This is a genomic window from uncultured Eudoraea sp., from assembly GCF_947258525.1.
Lineage (GTDB): Bacteria > Bacteroidota > Bacteroidia > Flavobacteriales > Flavobacteriaceae > Eudoraea.
On the sequence record NZ_CAMYIP010000125.1, the window covers coordinates 1 to 16297 of the forward strand.

A 16297-nucleotide genomic window follows, 5' to 3' on the forward strand; every position below is an offset into this window, starting at 1 on the left:
ATACTTAACCAAAGCTACTGCCCAGCTAAGCGGGTGCAAATATAGAGCACTTTTTTTAATTAAAAATAAATTTCAAGTATTTTTATGAAATAATTTTTGCCTCAAATTTTAATGAACTTATTACTAGCTTTTTGCTGTAAGAGTGAAAGCAAAAAAAGGCTTATAAAGTTACTTTATTTTAACGTTATCTGCAACTATTTTTTTTTCTTTTCCCTATTAGCCCATTTATTGGTCAATGAGGCATAATCATAATCCAATACAGATTCCTGACGAACCAGCTGGCTGGCGGCAAAAGCTCTTTGTAAGATGTCTTCAATGAGGTAGTCTTCATGTATACTTTCGGGGTTGTATTCTTCTTTTAAACTTATCTTAAACATTTTTGCTGTGGTGTTGTACCAAAAAGCGCGCCACCCACTGCGCAAATCTTTTACCAATTCATAGCTCGTATTTCCGGTTTGCCTATAGATCAATTTAACTAAAATCTGTCCTTCAGTACGCGTCAACTTTTTTAATTCTTCAGAAAACTCTTCTTCAATATATTTTTGTATTTTTTTTGTATACTTTTTCCTTTTCCGCTTTCTTTTAATTTTCAATAAACTATCATTAAGTTCCTCCAACCTTTCCGAAGCCATTTTTGCATAGGGGTATACTTTAAGGGTCTTTCTTCGCAGGATATAATATTTCAGCTTATCCTGGTAAGATGAAAAATTCAATTTACCAAATACATATACCTCTTCAAGGGCAATTGATTGTTGAAAAATTGAATCACCCTCAATGATTATCATTTTTTCAGCAATAGAATCCAAAGGCTCCTCTTTTACCTGAGAAATACAAATGTAGCCCATCAGACCAATAAAAATAAAATAGAAATACTTTTTCACACAAATCTACCTTTCAAATTTCTTGCCAAAATTAATGATAAACATTGGACCTCATTACTAAATAAAAGTGAATATTGTTAAGTTTGTATTTAAATTATAAATACATGAGCCAAAAGAAAATTATCACCAAAAAATCATTGACTTTTTTTGAACAATACCTTAACAACGCCTCCCCTACAGGCTATGAATGGGAAGGTCAAAAATTGTGGATGAATTATGTAAAACCCTATGTAGATACTTTTATTACCGACACCTACGGGACTGCGGTTGGCGTAATTAATCCTGAAGCAGAATACAGAGTTGTTATTGAAGGACATTCTGATGAAATTTCATGGTACGTGAATTACATTACGGATAACGGACTACTGTATGTAATTCGCAACGGTGGTAGCGATCATCAAATAGCTCCTTCAAAATGGGTGAATATTCACACCAAAAACGGAATTGTAAAAGGCGTCTTTGGATGGCCTGCCATACATACGCGCGACCGCGCGAAAGAAGAACCTCCTAAGTTAGATAATATCTTTATTGATGTGGGAGCCAAGGATAAAGAAGAAGTTGAGAAAATGGGTGTCCATGTGGGCTGTGTAATTACCTATCCCGATGAATTCCAGGTTTTAAATAAGAATAAGTACGTCTGCCGTGCAATAGATAATAGAGCTGGTGGATTCATGATAGCGGAAGTTGCCAGACTTTTACATGAGAATAAAAAGAAATTACCTTTTGGACTCTATATAACAAATGCCGTACAGGAAGAAATTGGTCTTAGAGGCGCGGAAATGATTACACAAACCATACGCCCGAATGCTGCGATTATTACTGATGTATGTCATGATACAACTACACCAATGATCGATAAGAAAAAGCAAGGCCATACTGAATTAGGATCCGGACCTGTAATATCTTATGCTCCGGCTGTTCAGAATAAACTTAGAGAACGAATTATTGAAACGGCCGAAGCCAAAAAAATACCATTTCAGCGCATGGCAGCTTCCAGATCAACCGGAACTGATACAGATGCGTTTGCCTACAGTAATGGAGGAGTTGCCTCCGCTCTAATTTCTCTCCCTTTAAGATATATGCATACTACCGTAGAAACCGTGCACAGGGATGATATAGAAAATGTTATTCGATTAATTTATGAAACTCTTTTAACCATTAAATCAGGAGAAACATTCAGTTATTTCGATTAGCCTGGCTTATTTGATAAATTTTGATTGATCAGAAAATGGATGAACTAGTAGATCGCCTGGATGAACAAGGAAACTATACCGGACAGACCATTTTAAAATCTGATGCACATCTGCATGGTATCTTTCACCCCACAGTACATATATGGTTTTTTACTAAAAGAGGGGAAGTTCTGATACAGCAAAGGGGGGAATTCAAAGACACACACCCTCTGCTATGGGATGTGTCCGTTGCAGGACATATAGCTGCCGGTGAAGACATTTACATTGCGGCAATACGAGAGGTTAAGGAAGAAATAGGATTAACAATAGTAAAAGAAGATCTTATTAAGGTCGGGGTTTTCAAATCGACCAAGCAACATAGAAAAAATCTTATTGACAATGAATATCACCACACATTTCTATGTGAATTAAAAGTTCCTTTCAGTAGTTTAAAAAAGCAGGATAGCGAGGTTGAAGCCTTGACTATGATACCTTTGATTACCTTTGCCGACGAAGTTTGGGGACTGGGCAATACTGCGAAATATGTTCCGCATAGCACGGAATATTACAAGACAATTATAAAATCAGTTAAGGAACAACTTTAAATCCTGGAGAAATCCTCGTATATCCGATAATTCATAGGTAGTCTGATCTCCTTTGGACATGTCTTTAACTACAAAAGAACTATCTGCCAATTCACGATCACCAATAATAACAACAAAGGGTACATTCCTCTTATTTGCATACTTCATTTGCTTCTGCATTTTGGCAGCATCCGGATAGAGATCAGTCTTAACTCCATTTTCTCGAAGCTTTGCAATTAATTTTAAAGAAGCCATAGCCTCCTGCTCCCCAAAATTCAAGAATAATACGTCCAATGCCCGGCCGATGTTATCAGGAAAGAGGCCCAGCTCTTCCATAACAAGATATATCCGATCCAAACCGAAGGAAATTCCAATACCGCTCATATCCTTAAGTCCAAAAATCCCCGTAAGATCATCATAGCGACCTCCACCCCCTATGGATCCCATACTTATTTCTGAAGGTGGCGCTACTTCAAAAATTGCTCCGGTATAATAGTTTAATCCTCTTGCCAGTGTGACATCTATGCTTAATTGAGCAGAATTTAATCCCAATTCATCTAAAGCAGTTAAGATAAAAGCAAGATCCTCAACCCCTTGACTTCCTTCTTCAGAGTCTTTCAAAAAAATCTTCAGCTTTGCTAACTGCTCCGTATTTGTACCACTGAGTGAAAAAAGTGGCTCAGCTTTTTTGATTGCTTCAGAAGAAATCCCCTTATTCCGCATTTCATTTATTACCCTATCTTTCCCAATCTTATCCAGTTTATCAAGGGCTACTGTAAAGTCTACCAGATGTTGCTTTTCACCAATTACCTCAGCAATTCCTGATAGTATTTTCCGATTATTCAGTTTTATTATAGCTTTATTCAAACCCAGATCTGTAAAAACGGTATCGTACAATTGAATGAATTCTATTTCCTGAAGCAGAGATTTTGTTCCAACCACATCGGCATCGCATTGATAAAATTCCCGGAACCTGCCTTTTTGAGGCCGGTCTGCGCGCCATACCGGTTGAATTTGATATCTTTTAAATGGAAAATCTATTTCATTTTGATGCATTACCACATATCTCGCAAAGGGCACCGTAAGATCGTATCTCAATGCTTTATCGGCAATTTTAGGAGTAAGGGATTTTGAGTCTCTGGCGTTGTAAGTTGCATCATCTACCTTATTTATGAAATCACCTGAATTCAAAATTTTGAAAATTAACCGATCACCCTCATCACCATACTTCCCGATAAGTGTATCCAGATTCTCAAATGATGGTGTTTCAATAGGCTGGAAACCAAAATTTTTGAAATGCTTTTGTATCGTTTGAATTATATAATTCCGTTTTTCGATCTCTGAAGGTGAAAAATCTCTGGTTCCTTTTGGTATGGATGGTTTTTGTGCCATAAATTATGCTAACTGCTGCAAATATAATTGTTTGTGCAAACCTGTCTAAGATGGATGATCATAATTATCCAATTATATTATCAAACCAGCGGTATAATTCTCCTTTTGTAATTACGGCACCTTCCTGTATAAGTTTAAATTTATCCAAATTCTTATCCGCGGTATAGGCTTTGGAAGCGTTTAGATATTCAACAAAATCTGATTGCCAGTTCTTCTTAAACCAGTTAAAGCCAATTGAGGTATTTAAATCAATATCAGGGTTTAAAACCTTTACTGATATAAGTTTCATTTCCTTATCAGTTAAATGAAAGAGATGCATATGCTGTGCGGAAATATTCTCCAGGTACGCAACCTTACCCAGTACGCCTTCCCAAACCAGATCACTGAATACATCCAATTCCTCTTCGACAACATGAGGTTTAGTATTCTTTAGGATTTCCCACTCGTCTGCCGTAATGGACTGCGTAGCGAGAAAATTGATAAACTCATTATGTAATTCTTCAAATTGCTGTTTAGTAAGCCTGGCGTATTTCATTTTACAAAAATAAAAAGGCCGCACAAAATGTGCAGCCTTGTTTCAATTAAATGTAATTTAATTAAATATATAACGCAACCCTACCTGCATTCTCCATCTGGAAATCTCTGAAGTCACAGCTCCAAAAGTACTGTTCCTGCTTGGGTCGAAAGTATAGGTAGGCGTATTGGTATCATCAACCGTTACACCCATCAGCTGGTCAAAATTGGGCGCCTCAACAACACCCCAATTAGAATTGAGAAGATTGCCAAAATTGAGAATGTCAAGACTTATTTGAAATTTGTTTTTGTCATTAATATTTATGTCCTGTAAAACCTTTACATCAAAAGTACCTCTCCAGGGGGCTAAAGCACCATATCGCTCTGCATATTGACCCCTTCGCCCACTCAGGTAATCATCTTGTTGAATAAATGCTTCAAAGGCTTCAGCCTGGCCAGCACCACTAAAGTTCATTTGTGTTAGTTCTGAAGCCGTTGGGATATAGAGTAGGTCATTTATACTAGAGCCGTCATTATTGATATCTCCTCCATAAATATAGTTATAACGACCACTTTTTGCATATTCAAAGAATGCCGAAACTGTAGTCCCTGAGGAAAACCCTTTGGAGAACACTCCAATAAATCTGTGCGTATCACCATATCTTGAAAAAGAAAGCACATCTTTATTTGCATCTCCGACTATGGCATTCCCGGCAAAGGCATCTCCTGTGATTTCTGCGTCTATAGAGTTTACTTCTTTCGCGTTTAAAAAACTATAAGCTGCCATTGCATATATGCCATTATTCCATGTTTTTTGAGCTTTTACTGAGGCGTTCCAAATTCGTCCTTTATCAGAATTGGTAAACACATAAGCATTTGTTGGTCCACCGAAAATCTGTGATTTATCATCGTTTGAGTATACTGCACGGTTATCCACTCCGTTAAGCGTCAGAGACGGAGCGCTAAGCCCCCAGTTTTGAACATGAGCCGCATTAATATCCTTGGTGTATGACACATCTGCCGTTAGTATTAACCCATCTTCAAATTGTTTGTCAACACCCACATTTGTCCTCCAAACCTGCGGCCATTTGAAATCCGGATCTACTATCTGATAGAAGAAAAAATCTACCCCCTGCACCTGATTGCCAAGCCATACGAAGGGAAATCTTCCTGTAAAGACTCCAGATCCTCCTCTGATTTGCAGTGTTTTATCGTTTTTCACATCCCAATTAAACCCAACTCTTGGTGAGATCAGTACTTTATTGGTGGGTAATTGTTCTGAATCAAGGAATATTGGTTCATTGGTAGCCGGGTCAAAATATTGTATTGATGGAATATAAGTCCCAGACGCCCCGCCTTTACGGGCTATATTTTCCCTGATTTTTTCCGCAGTATCAAAATACAAGGGTTTATCAAAACGAATCCCGTAAGTAAGTTTGAAATTTTCTTTTATGTCCCATTGATCCTGCAGATAAAAGGATAACTGACCCACATTTGTTTCCGCAAGTGACCATCCACCAGGGTTTCCTACTCCGGCAGCGTTAAACGCATTGTTAGCAGCAATGGCATCATCAAACGACTGCTGAAGCGCTCCCGAACTTGCGAAATTTGGAAAATCTGTTATAGTAGTCGTTGGAAAGAAAACCCCCTGAGCACCGTATGCGCCCAAGTTGAATGAGTTGTCAAACTCAAATTTTTCAAAGGAAAAACCTATCGTGAATGTATGATCTCCTTGAAAAAAGTTAAGATTATTTGTTATCTGGAAAACTTTTTGGTCCAGGGTATTATTAATGGAGAAGGGTTCATGACCTCCAATAATATAATTTGAGCTCCCCGTATCATCCAAAATTACAATACTTGGCGCCGGTGTAGAGAAAGGATTCCTGAAATCATCAAAATGGGTATATCCTACCTGCAATTTATTTGTCGCTACGTCTGTTAATCTGGAATTAAGTTCCAGCTGAAATGATTGTATTTTATTATTTATTTCATAACCGGCATTTTCAAACTGCAAGGTCTGTGTATTTGGCCCTCTAAAAGTAATAGCATCTCTATTGGCAGGTTTCCCTTTTGATGCATCAAGGAAATTATAAATAATTGCCAATCGGTTATTTTCATTAATATTCCAATCGAGTTTTATTATCCCTTTGGTAGATTCCTGGTCAAAATTAAATCCTGTATATCTGCCCGGGTTATAGAAAATGTCATTTCCACTATCATCCTGACCTATAACAACCTGGCGTAGCAAATTATCCACTAATTGAAAGTCGGATTCCAATACCCTGCTTTCATTTATTTCACCGGTCCCGGTATTCGGCACAAAGCCGTCTGTTCCAAGGGATGTTAACTCATCTCGCTCAAAATTCACGAAAAAGAACAATTTATTCTTTATTATCGGGCCACCAATACTAACCCCATATTGTTTTTGTTCTAATCCTGTTTTGAATACTTTGTCGCCATTAATTTTTCCTCCGGTAAGATCATCATTCCGAAAAAAACCATAGACCGTACCATATAATTCATTTGAACCACTTTTTGTCACAGCGTTGACAGATGCACCTGTAAAACCAGACTGAGTAACATCATAGGGCGCCGTAGTTACCTGTATTTGATCTATAGCATCCAATGAAATGGGCTGTGCACTGGTCTGCCCACCTGGAGTGGCTGCGTCCAATCCAAATGGATTATTGAAAATAGCCCCATCAAGAGAAAAATTATTGTATTGGTCATTTCTTCCGCCAAATGATGTCCCGGAGGCTCCTGCCGAAGCAGTGGGATCCAGCCTTGTAAAATCTGAAGCAGATCTCGAAATGGTAGGTAATCTTGTTAATTCCCTACGCCCAATACTGGTTTCCTGACCTGTGCGATCACTTCCAAAAGTTCCACCTCTGTCAGAAGTAACTGTTACTTCATCCAGAGCCTGACTTTCAGATACCAATTGAGCATCAATGTTGAATGTTTTACCTAATGATAGATAAACGTCACTTTGGGTTTGTGTTTTAAATCCAATATAAGAAATTGTAAGCTCGTAAGGACCTCCTACTCTAAGGTTCAACAGGTTAAACCGGCCATCTTCATTAGTTACAGTACCATTCGTAGTTCCTGTAGGGGTATGGATAACAATTATATTTGCCCCTAAAAGCGGAACCCCTTGATCATCAACTACAGATCCTCTGATATTTGAGCTGGTAACCTGGGCATTAACACTAATTCCAATACATAATAGAATAAAACTTAAAAGTGCTGAGATTTTCATTGGTTTTGAGTTTAGCTGTTAGAATTACAAGAGATTAAAAATATAAAAAAAAGAGCTATGTGAACATAGCTCTTTTAAGTTATTAACCGATATGGCTTACTTCTTTTCTGGTACTACTTCAAAAGGAAATTCTACTACCACATCCCTGTGAAGCCTAATTTGAGCTTCATAAGGTCCTGCACGTTTAATAGTTCCTCCCTTAATGACGATGTACTTCTTGTCTATTTCATGTCCTTCTTTAGCCAAAGCCTCCGCAACATCCATATTGGATATAGACCCGAATAATTTTTCTGCAGCTCCTACTTTAGCTGAAATTTTAATCTTCAGTTCTTTCAATGCTTCTGCAGTTTTATTGGCCGCTGCTATTACTTCTTTCTCTTTATGAGCTTTTTGTCTTAAATTTTCGGCAAGTACTTTTTTGGCCGATGGAGTTGCCAGCATGGCTACTCCCTTAGGTATAAGGTAGTTTCTACCATAACCGTTCTTCACTTTGACTACGTCATCCTTAAAACCAAGGTTTTGAACGTCTTCTTTTAAAATAAGTTCCATGATCCGCTGTTTTTTATTTTAATAAATCTCCAACATAAGGCATAAGTGCCAAATGACGTGCTCTCTTAACGGCCTGGGCCACTTTTCTCTGGTACTTCAATGAAGTTCCTGTCAATCTTCTGGGTAAAAGCTTCCCTTGTTCATTAACTAGTTTCATCAAAAAATCTGGATCTTTATAATCAATATATTTGATACCGGATTTCTTGAATCTGCAATATTTCTTTTGCTTATTTGTCTCAATATTAAGGGGGGTTAAATACCTGATTTCACCGTCCTTTTTACCTTTTGCTTGTTGTTCTATAGATGCCATATTATTTAAGCTTTAGCTTTTAATCTTGTTCTTCTTTTTTCCGCCCATTCAATGGCATGTTTATCCAATCTAACGGTTAGAAAACGCATAATACGCTCATCTCTTCTGAATTCCTGCTCGTAGGGTGTAATAACCTCTCCAGGAGCAGTAAATTCAAATAAGTGATAGAAACCACTTTTTTTGTTCTGTATTGGATAAGCCAATTTCTTTAGCCCCCAATTTTCTTTGGCGACCATTTTGGCCCCATTTTTCTTTAAGAAATCCTCAAATTTCTTTACTGTTTCCTCTATCTGAGTATCTGATAGAACGGGATTTAAAATGAAAACAGTTTCGTAATTGTTCANNNNAACCCCACAAATCAACCCCTTTATGAAACTAAGAAGTATTGTTGTTGATGATTCGTCTATGCAACGTATGGCAGTTGCAAAATTAGTTAACAATCATCCTAACCTAGCCCTTATTGCTGATTACAGTAATGCCATTGAAGCCAAAAACGGCATTAAGAATAATGAAATCGACTTGATTTTTCTTGATGTAGAAATGCCTATTATTAGTGGTTTTGATCTATTAGAGTCCTTAGAGAACAGACCACAGGTAATTTTAATAACAGGAAAACCGGATTATGCCCTCAAAGCATTTGACTATGATGTAACGGATTATCTTCATAAACCCATTACAATGGCTCGTTTTGATGCTTCTGTGAAAAGAGCAGTAGCCAAATATGAGCAAATGAATAAGGTGAATGAAGATGAAGAGCATATTTTTGTGAAAAGCAACCTTAAGAAAAGAAAGGTAATCCTTAACGAAATTAAGTGGATAGAGGCTTTAGGTGACTATATAAAACTGGTTACGGATGAGGCCAATATCGTTATACTTTCAACGATGAAGGCTTTTGAAAAACAATTACCTGAAGATAAATTTTTGCGAATTCATAAGTCTTATATTGTTAATCTTGAGAAGATAGAGAAATTTAACAGTAAGAATGTTGAAGTAAGCGGCAGATCTATTCCATTGAGTAGAAACAAAAAAACAGAATTGGCAGAGGCATTAAGCAATGTTTAATTACATATAATCTACATTATAGATTATACGAACGCCTTTAAACTTAGCAATAGCATCAAAAGAATTTTGAATTCTTTTGATGTTTTTTTTTGTGTTTTGAAGAGATACGCTTTTTGGAATTTTAATCAAGACATGTTTTATGTATTGATTGCGAATGCGGGCAACCGGGGGAAATTCAGGGCCCAATACACTAATTTTATGAGCATTTTGTAAGGCCTTTGCAAACCAGGCAGAAGCTTCATTCAATTTGTTGTAATCTTTATGCTTAAAGCTAATCCTTAAGATCCTTGTAATCGGAGGATATTTATATAACTCCCTTTCGTAGAGTTGTTCCTGAAACATTCCTGTATAGTCTCCTGTGGTTACCTGTTTAAGAATCTGATGGTAAGGATTGAAGGTTTGAATTATTACTTTTCCCCTCTTTTTGGTACGACCAGCTCTGCCAGCTACCTGAGTAAGCAATTGATAGGTGCGCTCATGTGCTCTGAAATCGGGAAAATTTAAAAGCGCATCTGCATTCATTATTCCTACAAGATTGACATTTCTAAAATCGAGCCCTTTCGTAAGCATTTGAGTCCCTACCAATATATCTATATCCTGATTTTCAAAGGCATTAATTATCTTAGCATATGCATGTTTACCCCTGGTAGAGTCCAAATCCATCCGAGCCACTTTTGCAGTTGGGAAAATTAAATTTAATTCCTGCTCTACCTGTTCTGTGCCAAAGCCTTTTGTGTCTAATGTATTGCTCCCGCAAGCCTGACAGCTTGAAGGAAAAGCCATATGATGTCCGCAATAATGACATCTTAATTGATTTCTTTGCTTGTGATATGTCAGACTTACATCGCAATTCGGGCACTGAGGAGAATGTCCGCAAGTAGTACATTCTAAAATTGGAGCATATCCTCTTCTGTTTTGAAACAAAATTACTTGCTCTCCAAGATTTAGTGTTTCTGTAATTTCCTCCAAGAGACGTTCAGAAAAATGCCCTTTCATTCGTTTTTTTCGATACTGACTCTTAATATCCACTAATTCCATATCGGGCATTAATACATTTCCAAACCTTCGATCTATCTGTGCATATCCATATTTACCGGTTTGCGCATTGTTGTAACTTTCTATACTAGGCGTTGCAGAACCCAATAGCACCTTAGAATTAAATAAGCCTCCGAGCACAACTGCCGCGTCTCTGGCATGATATCGTGGTGCAGGATCATACTGTTTAAACGAAGTTTCATGTTCCTCATCTATAATTACCAGACCCAGATCTGCAAAAGGGAGAAACAGAGCAGAACGAGCACCAATGATCAGTTGTGCTTTTGGTTTATTATTCAAAACATTGTTCCAAACCTCAACTTTTTCATGCATATTGTATTTGGAATGAAAAACGGATATAGCAGACCCAAAATATTCAAGTAATCGCGAAATGAGTTGCGTGGTAATCGCAATCTCAGGAACCAGGTAAAGAGCTTGTTTTCCTTCACTCAGACATTCGGCAATTAGTTTTACATATACTTCTGTTTTACCGGAGGAGGTGACCCCTTTTAGGAGAGTAACCTTTTTATTATTAAAGTTTTTTTGAATGATATTCAATGCGTCTGCCTGATATTCATTCAATTCTTTGGGCGGCTTGAGCGTCTTCTTGCTATCAAACACTACCCGATCTTTTTGGATAAAATATTCTTCAAGAACTTCTTTATTTATTAGTGCGCGTATTACCGCTCTACTCGACTTACTGTCAATTTCCAGTTCTTCAAGCTTTATTGGTTTTCTTTTGGTCGCCTGAAGATGAAATAATGAAAGTACAGCCTGGCCTTGTTTAGGTGCTCTGGTAAGTGAATTTAGCAGTTTCTCAAGTTCAGGTTCTGAATTATACTTCTCACCCAGCCTAACATAGCGCACCATTTTGGGTTTGTACTGCTCATGAATTTCTTCCTTTAAAACAATGGCCTTCATTTGCAATAGCCTGTTGAGAATAGGAAGTATATTTTTTTTATCGACAATTTCCATAATATCATTAACACGCAGGATGTTTTGGTATTTTAGGGCCTCGTAGACCAGGAAATCATCATCTTTTAATTCATTTTCATCAATTATAACATCTTTATTAGGCAAAATAAGGGTTTCACTTTCCAATAAAAGTGCATTGGGTATTGCGCTTCTGAAGACTTCGCCAAGGGTGCACATGTAATAATCCGCTATCCATTGCCAGTGCTTTAATTGATTTGAAGTTACAATAGGTTCTTCATCCAGAATATCATGAATAGCTTTGGCCTCATATACTAAAGGCGGTTTGTTATGAATTTTAACTACGAGAGCTGTGTAGATTTTAGACTTTCCAAATGGTACCGCCACCCGCATTCCCAATTTTAATTTTGCAGCTTCGTTTTCGGAAACGCCATATGTGAAATGCTTTTCCAAAGGAATCGGCAGTATGACATTAATAAATATTTCCATTCTGGTATACTGTCTATTTATTTAACCAAAACCTCATTACTGATGCTTTTTTCTCAAGTAGTTGAGCGTCGCATTTAGTTCAAATCCGAGAAGTAATATATTGGAATTCAGCCATATATAAACCATAAGAATTAGTAGCCCGGCCAATGCGCCATACAATTCGTTATACCGCGCAAAATTGTCAATGTAAACACCGAACAAAAGGGATGTTAAAAAAAACAACAAGGTAGTCATTAAGGCACCATAAGAAAAGAATTTAGCTTGTTTGCCTTCTCGTGTACCAAAATAGTACAAGATCGCTGTTGTAAGGTAAGAGAGTAGGATGAAAAATAGTGTTTTACCAATGCGGGCCCCTATAATATCCTTTTCTGAGAGATCATATCTCCCCGCTTGTGCGGCCCATTCATTTAAATATTGAAGAATATAGAACTCAAAGTATATATAGCCCACTGCACCCACAATCAATAAGATGGAAAGAAGAAATCCAACCATCATCGCATACGCATATTGTTTAAAGAAATTCCGGGTTAGCTTTATATGATAAGAATCTTCAAACCCACCAAAAATTGCACTCACCCCATTAGTCATTAAGAATATGGATAAAATAAACGCAGTTGATACCAATCCACCGCTCTGCTGGTCCTTTATCTGATAGTAAATTACTTCAAAATATTCACCGGTTGCAGCTGGTAAAAATGACTCCAGAAAATCGAGAAACTGTCCATCAAAATTTTCATTCCCCACGCTAACATAAGGAATAACAAAAGGGATCAATGTAAAAAGGAAAATAAGTAAGGGAAAAAGAGCCATAAAAAGACTGAAAGCAATTGAACTTGCCCTGGTTGAAAGTGCCCCCTGGACTATACCTATGATGTACATTTCAACAAGATCATATAAGGATAATCCTTCAAAGGCAGCGAGTTTAATGGTCTTAAGTAATCTTACTACCCATTTGACTATCGGAATACTTTCCAGTTTTCTTTCTATTTCCTCCGACATCTATATTGCTTTAAGACTCAAGTCCTTGTTAAAAACTGAATGCGTTAGTGCCCCTGAAGAAATATAATCTACACCGCATTCGGCATACTTTCTAATGGTATTCTCATTAATTCCACCGGATGATTCCGTTAAGCAGGTATTACCTATAAGTTTTACCGCCTTTATCGTATCCTCAAGGGTGAAATTATCCAGGAGAATTCTGAAAACACCTTCAGATCGAAGAATTTCCTCAACTTCCAATAAATTTCTGGCCTCAACGATAATTTTCAACTCCTTATCCAATTTCTCTAAATAGCTTTTGGTTTTATTAATTGCCTGGGCAATCCCACCAGCAAAGTCAATATGGTTATCCTTTAACATAACCATGTCGTACAATGCAAACCTGTGATTCTCCCCTCCTCCTATAGTCACGGCCCATTTTTCAAGGGCTCGAATTCCGGGGGTGGTTTTACGGGTGTCCAGGATTTTTGTTTTTGTACCCTCAAGGAGCGAAACAAAATAATTAGTTTTTGTAGCTATTGCGCTCATGCGCTGCATGGCATTTAAGACAAGTCTCTCTGCTTTTAAAATAGATTGTGACCGTCCTTCCACATAAAATGCCAGATCCCCAAAATTCACCTCCTGTCCATCATTAATGAGGATTTCCATTTTTAAATCCTTATCCAAATAATTAAAAGTCTGTCTGGCAAATTCAACTCCGGCTAATATGCATTCATCCTTTACCAATAGTTTAGCCTTGCCAATTGCATTAGATGGAATACACGCAAGTGAACTGTGATCCCCATCTCCTACATCTTCCCGTATGGCATTTTCTATTATTAAAGATATCTCCTTTTGGAATTGTTCTTCTGATATCATTTTTGCAACTTGTAGAGCACTAAATTAGTAAAAACATATGCCAATAAAGAAATTCAATTTCCTAAAGATTATAACTTAAAAATATGAGGATAAAACTTGTTGCTATAGGAAAAACGGATAGTGCAGAGTTACAGAAGCTCATAGATGTTTATCTGAAGAGACTAAAACACTATGTTAAATTTGAATTGGTGGTATTACCTGATATTAAAAACACCAAAAACCTCTCTGTAACTGATCAAATGGAAAAGGAGGCTGAATTAATCCTGAAACATATTGACAGCACTGAATCCCTTTATTTGCTGGATGAAAATGGCATGGAATACAGATCGGTAGAATTTGCAAAACTGTTACAAAAGCAGATGAACAGAGGAATTAAAGAATGGGTTTTGGTAATAGGGGGTCCTTACGGTTTTAGTGGTTCTATCAAACAAAAAGCAAATGGTCTAATTAGTCTCTCCAAATTGACCTTCTCGCATCAAATGGTCCGCCTATTTATTGTTGAACAGATTTACAGGGCATTTACTATTCTGAGAAATGAACCGTATCATCACCAATAAATATTTATTGCAGACAAATGAATTATTATTCAAAAAAGCAGTTTAATACAGAACTCTGAATTTAATTGTATTTTCTACTTTCTTCAGCGCTTTAATTACTTCTTTATTATAATCCCTGTCGAGATCTGTAATTACATAACCTACATCACTATCAGTTGACAGGTATTGTCCAGAAATATTCATCTCATAAGTAGCCAGAACCTCATTAATTTTAGCCATAATACCCGGAACATTTCTGTGAATGTGCAAGAACCTATGAGCTTTATTCTGTTTAGGCAGACGAATATTCGGAAAGTTGACCGCATCTACAGTATTACCGGAGTTGATATAATACATGATTTTATTAGGTACAAAATCTGCAATATCTCTTTGTGCTTCCTCGGTACTTCCTCCGATATGGGGAGTTAGAATAACATTGGGAATTCCCTGCAGCGCCGAGGCAAATGGTCCATTAGACTTCGGTTCATGGGGAAATACATCTATCGACGCACCACTTAGCTTACCCCTTTTTAGGGCTTCTACCAGGGCCGGTATTTCCACTACAAAACCTCTTGAAAGATTCAAAAGCATTGCACCATCACGCATTTGGTTAATTTCACGCTCACCAATAAAATTATGATTGGCTTTGTTGTCATCCAGGTGCAAAGACACCACGTCAGATACATTCAATAAATCTTCAAGAGTATCACATTTTATTGCATTACCCAAAGCTAATCTGTCCTCTATATCATAGTAATAAACTCTCATCCCTATAGCCTCTGCCAGTACAGACAGTTGCTTGCCTATATTACCATAACCTACAATACCCAGATTTTTACCCCGGACTTCTTTTGAATTAACTGCCGTTTTATTCCATATTCCATTGTGTAGTTCAGTACTCCTAGTAAAAACATTACGGAACAACATAATAATTTGGCCAATAGCCAATTCCACAACAGACCTCGTATTGCTGTATGGTGCATTAAAAACCACAACCCCTTTCTTCTTGCAATAATCCAGGTCTATCTGTTTCGTCCCAATACAAAAAGCGCCAACCACCAGCAGTTTATCGGCTGCATCAAGTACTTTAGGAGTAAGCCCGGTTTTAGAACGGATTCCCAGGACATGTACTCCTTTGATTTTTTTAATAAGCTCATCTTCGGATAAACTTTCTTCTATAAGTTCCACGGAAAAACCATCTTCCGAAAGATTGTCAAATGCAACAGGATGTACATTTTCCAGCAATAGAATCTTAATTCTATTTTTTGGATAAGAAAGGCTTCTGGGCAGGTCGTTTACAAATAAAAATTCATCCAAATTGGGTGCAACATGATCTGCATTGTCAGCGGCTTTTTCCCGATGGACATTTTCTGTATAGGCAAAAAATTTGTGGGCTATGCCAGCTTCTCGCATAACATAATCACTATACCCATCGCCAATGACCTGGACTTCACCATCAAGATCGAGCTGTTTAAGACATTCTATTTTGCCATTATGCGTTGCAAGTACATTTTTTTCATCGAATCCTACAATATTTCCATCCACATCAAATTCGAAGGTATTGGCATATACCCTATCAGAAGGAATGTTATACTCGGCAACTATGGGATCTATAAATTCTTTAAATCCACAGGAAATAACATAAATGTCATCAGAATATTTTTCAAAAAACTCCTTATTTGCCAAAATGGATTTAGAAATTTTTTGCCGTAATTCCTCAACGAGCTG

Annotated in this window: 15 protein-coding genes; 4 read left to right on the forward strand and 11 right to left on the reverse strand. The window is 37.3% G+C overall.

The features are described from left to right. Positions 1-194: 194 nt before the first annotated feature. The gene (locus Q0X89_RS09595; protein WP_297693541.1) at positions 195-845 is read right to left on the reverse strand and encodes a DUF4294 domain-containing protein; all 651 of its coding nucleotides are present in this window, start codon (positions 843-845) and stop codon (positions 195-197) included. A 140-nt stretch (positions 846-985) separates the two neighbouring features. Here Q0X89_RS09595 and Q0X89_RS09600 point away from each other — a divergent pair, with 140 nt between their 5' ends. Both Q0X89_RS09600 and Q0X89_RS09605 read left to right on the forward strand, forming a co-directional pair. Then, complete coding sequence (locus tag Q0X89_RS09600) at positions 986-2074, forward strand: M42 family metallopeptidase (RefSeq protein WP_297693516.1); 1089 nt, start codon at positions 986-988, stop codon at positions 2072-2074. A 35-nt stretch (positions 2075-2109) separates the two neighbouring features. Continuing rightward, the gene (locus Q0X89_RS09605) at positions 2110-2658 is read left to right on the forward strand and encodes an NUDIX domain-containing protein (RefSeq protein ID WP_297693518.1); all 549 of its coding nucleotides are present in this window, start codon (positions 2110-2112) and stop codon (positions 2656-2658) included. Here Q0X89_RS09605 and hisS read toward each other — a convergent pair. The 6 genes from hisS to rpsF form a co-directional block, all read right to left on the reverse strand. Further along, complete coding sequence (gene hisS, locus Q0X89_RS09610) at positions 2638-4029, reverse strand: histidine--tRNA ligase (protein ID WP_297693520.1); 1392 nt, start codon at positions 4027-4029, stop codon at positions 2638-2640. The genes Q0X89_RS09605 and hisS overlap by 21 nt on opposite strands. 64 nt (positions 4030-4093) lie before the next feature. Then, on the reverse strand, positions 4094-4564 hold the full coding sequence (locus Q0X89_RS09615; RefSeq protein ID WP_297693522.1) for a DUF6495 family protein: 471 nt from the start codon (positions 4562-4564) through the stop codon (positions 4094-4096). 57 nt (positions 4565-4621) lie between these two features. Further along, complete coding sequence (locus Q0X89_RS09620; RefSeq protein ID WP_297693523.1) at positions 4622-7798, reverse strand: carboxypeptidase regulatory-like domain-containing protein; 3177 nt, start codon at positions 7796-7798, stop codon at positions 4622-4624. A gap of 96 nt (positions 7799-7894) precedes the next feature. Continuing rightward, entirely contained in the window at positions 7895-8347 is a 453-nt protein-coding gene (gene rplI, locus Q0X89_RS09625; protein WP_297693526.1) for a 50S ribosomal protein L9, read from the reverse strand. A 13-nt stretch (positions 8348-8360) separates the two neighbouring features. After that, positions 8361-8657: a 30S ribosomal protein S18 gene (gene rpsR, locus Q0X89_RS09630; protein WP_019668764.1), complete on the reverse strand. Its 297-nt coding sequence runs from the start codon at positions 8655-8657 to the stop codon at positions 8361-8363. Between the two features lie 5 nt (positions 8658-8662). Beyond that, positions 8663-9001 carry a 30S ribosomal protein S6 gene (gene rpsF, locus Q0X89_RS09635; protein WP_297693542.1) on the reverse strand — a complete coding sequence of 113 codons (339 nt, stop codon included), beginning with the start codon at positions 8999-9001 and terminating at the stop codon, positions 8663-8665. 25 nt (positions 9002-9026) lie between these two features. Between rpsF and Q0X89_RS09640 the strand changes: the two genes are divergently transcribed. Further along, complete coding sequence (locus tag Q0X89_RS09640; protein ID WP_297693529.1) at positions 9027-9719, forward strand: LytTR family DNA-binding domain-containing protein; 693 nt, start codon at positions 9027-9029, stop codon at positions 9717-9719. On the opposite strand, the gene priA is transcribed toward Q0X89_RS09640, so the two are convergent. Genes priA through nadC form a run of 3 tightly spaced genes read right to left on the reverse strand, consistent with a single transcriptional unit; the run spans position 9720 to position 14033 of the window. Beyond that, positions 9720-12176: a primosomal protein N' gene (priA, locus tag Q0X89_RS09645; RefSeq protein WP_297693531.1), complete on the reverse strand. Its 2457-nt coding sequence runs from the start codon at positions 12174-12176 to the stop codon at positions 9720-9722. 36 nt (positions 12177-12212) lie between these two features. Beyond that, positions 12213-13175 carry a YihY/virulence factor BrkB family protein gene (locus tag Q0X89_RS09650; protein WP_297693533.1) on the reverse strand — a complete coding sequence of 321 codons (963 nt, stop codon included), beginning with the start codon at positions 13173-13175 and terminating at the stop codon, positions 12213-12215. Beyond that, entirely contained in the window at positions 13176-14033 is an 858-nt protein-coding gene (nadC, locus tag Q0X89_RS09655; RefSeq protein WP_297693535.1) for a carboxylating nicotinate-nucleotide diphosphorylase, read from the reverse strand. It lies immediately after the preceding gene. 83 nt (positions 14034-14116) lie between these two features. On the opposite strand from nadC, the gene rlmH reads away from it, so the two are divergent. Next, positions 14117-14590: a 23S rRNA (pseudouridine(1915)-N(3))-methyltransferase RlmH gene (gene rlmH / locus Q0X89_RS09660; protein WP_297693537.1), complete on the forward strand. Its 474-nt coding sequence runs from the start codon at positions 14117-14119 to the stop codon at positions 14588-14590. Between the two features lie 42 nt (positions 14591-14632). Here the strand turns inward: rlmH and serA are convergent. Then, a partial coding sequence (serA, locus tag Q0X89_RS09665; RefSeq protein ID WP_297693539.1) for a phosphoglycerate dehydrogenase occupies positions 14633-16297 on the reverse strand: 1665 nt, incomplete at its 5' end.

Coding starts and splice junctions, on each gene's coding strand:
- rlmH (WP_297693537.1), top strand. CDS start 14,117: ATGAGGATAAAACTTGTTGCTATAGGAAAAACGGATAGTGCAGAGTTA.
- nadC (WP_297693535.1), bottom strand. CDS start 14,033: ATGATATCAGAAGAACAATTCCAAAAGGAGATATCTTTAATAATAGAA.
- Q0X89_RS09650 (WP_297693533.1), bottom strand. CDS start 13,175: ATGTCGGAGGAAATAGAAAGAAAACTGGAAAGTATTCCGATAGTCAAA.
- Q0X89_RS09595 (WP_297693541.1), bottom strand. CDS start 845: ATGGGCTACATTTGTATTTCTCAGGTAAAAGAGGAGCCTTTGGATTCT.
- rplI (WP_297693526.1), bottom strand. CDS start 8,347: ATGGAACTTATTTTAAAAGAAGACGTTCAAAACCTTGGTTTTAAGGAT.
- priA (WP_297693531.1), bottom strand. CDS start 12,176: ATGGAAATATTTATTAATGTCATACTGCCGATTCCTTTGGAAAAGCAT.
- rpsR (WP_019668764.1), bottom strand. CDS start 8,657: ATGGCATCTATAGAACAACAAGCAAAAGGTAAAAAGGACGGTGAAATC.
- Q0X89_RS09605 (WP_297693518.1), top strand. CDS start 2,110: ATGGATGAACTAGTAGATCGCCTGGATGAACAAGGAAACTATACCGGA.
- Q0X89_RS09640 (WP_297693529.1), top strand. CDS start 9,027: ATGAAACTAAGAAGTATTGTTGTTGATGATTCGTCTATGCAACGTATG.
- Q0X89_RS09620 (WP_297693523.1), bottom strand. CDS start 7,798: ATGAAAATCTCAGCACTTTTAAGTTTTATTCTATTATGTATTGGAATT.
- Q0X89_RS09615 (WP_297693522.1), bottom strand. CDS start 4,564: ATGAAATACGCCAGGCTTACTAAACAGCAATTTGAAGAATTACATAAT.
- hisS (WP_297693520.1), bottom strand. CDS start 4,029: ATGGCACAAAAACCATCCATACCAAAAGGAACCAGAGATTTTTCACCT.
- Q0X89_RS09600 (WP_297693516.1), top strand. CDS start 986: ATGAGCCAAAAGAAAATTATCACCAAAAAATCATTGACTTTTTTTGAA.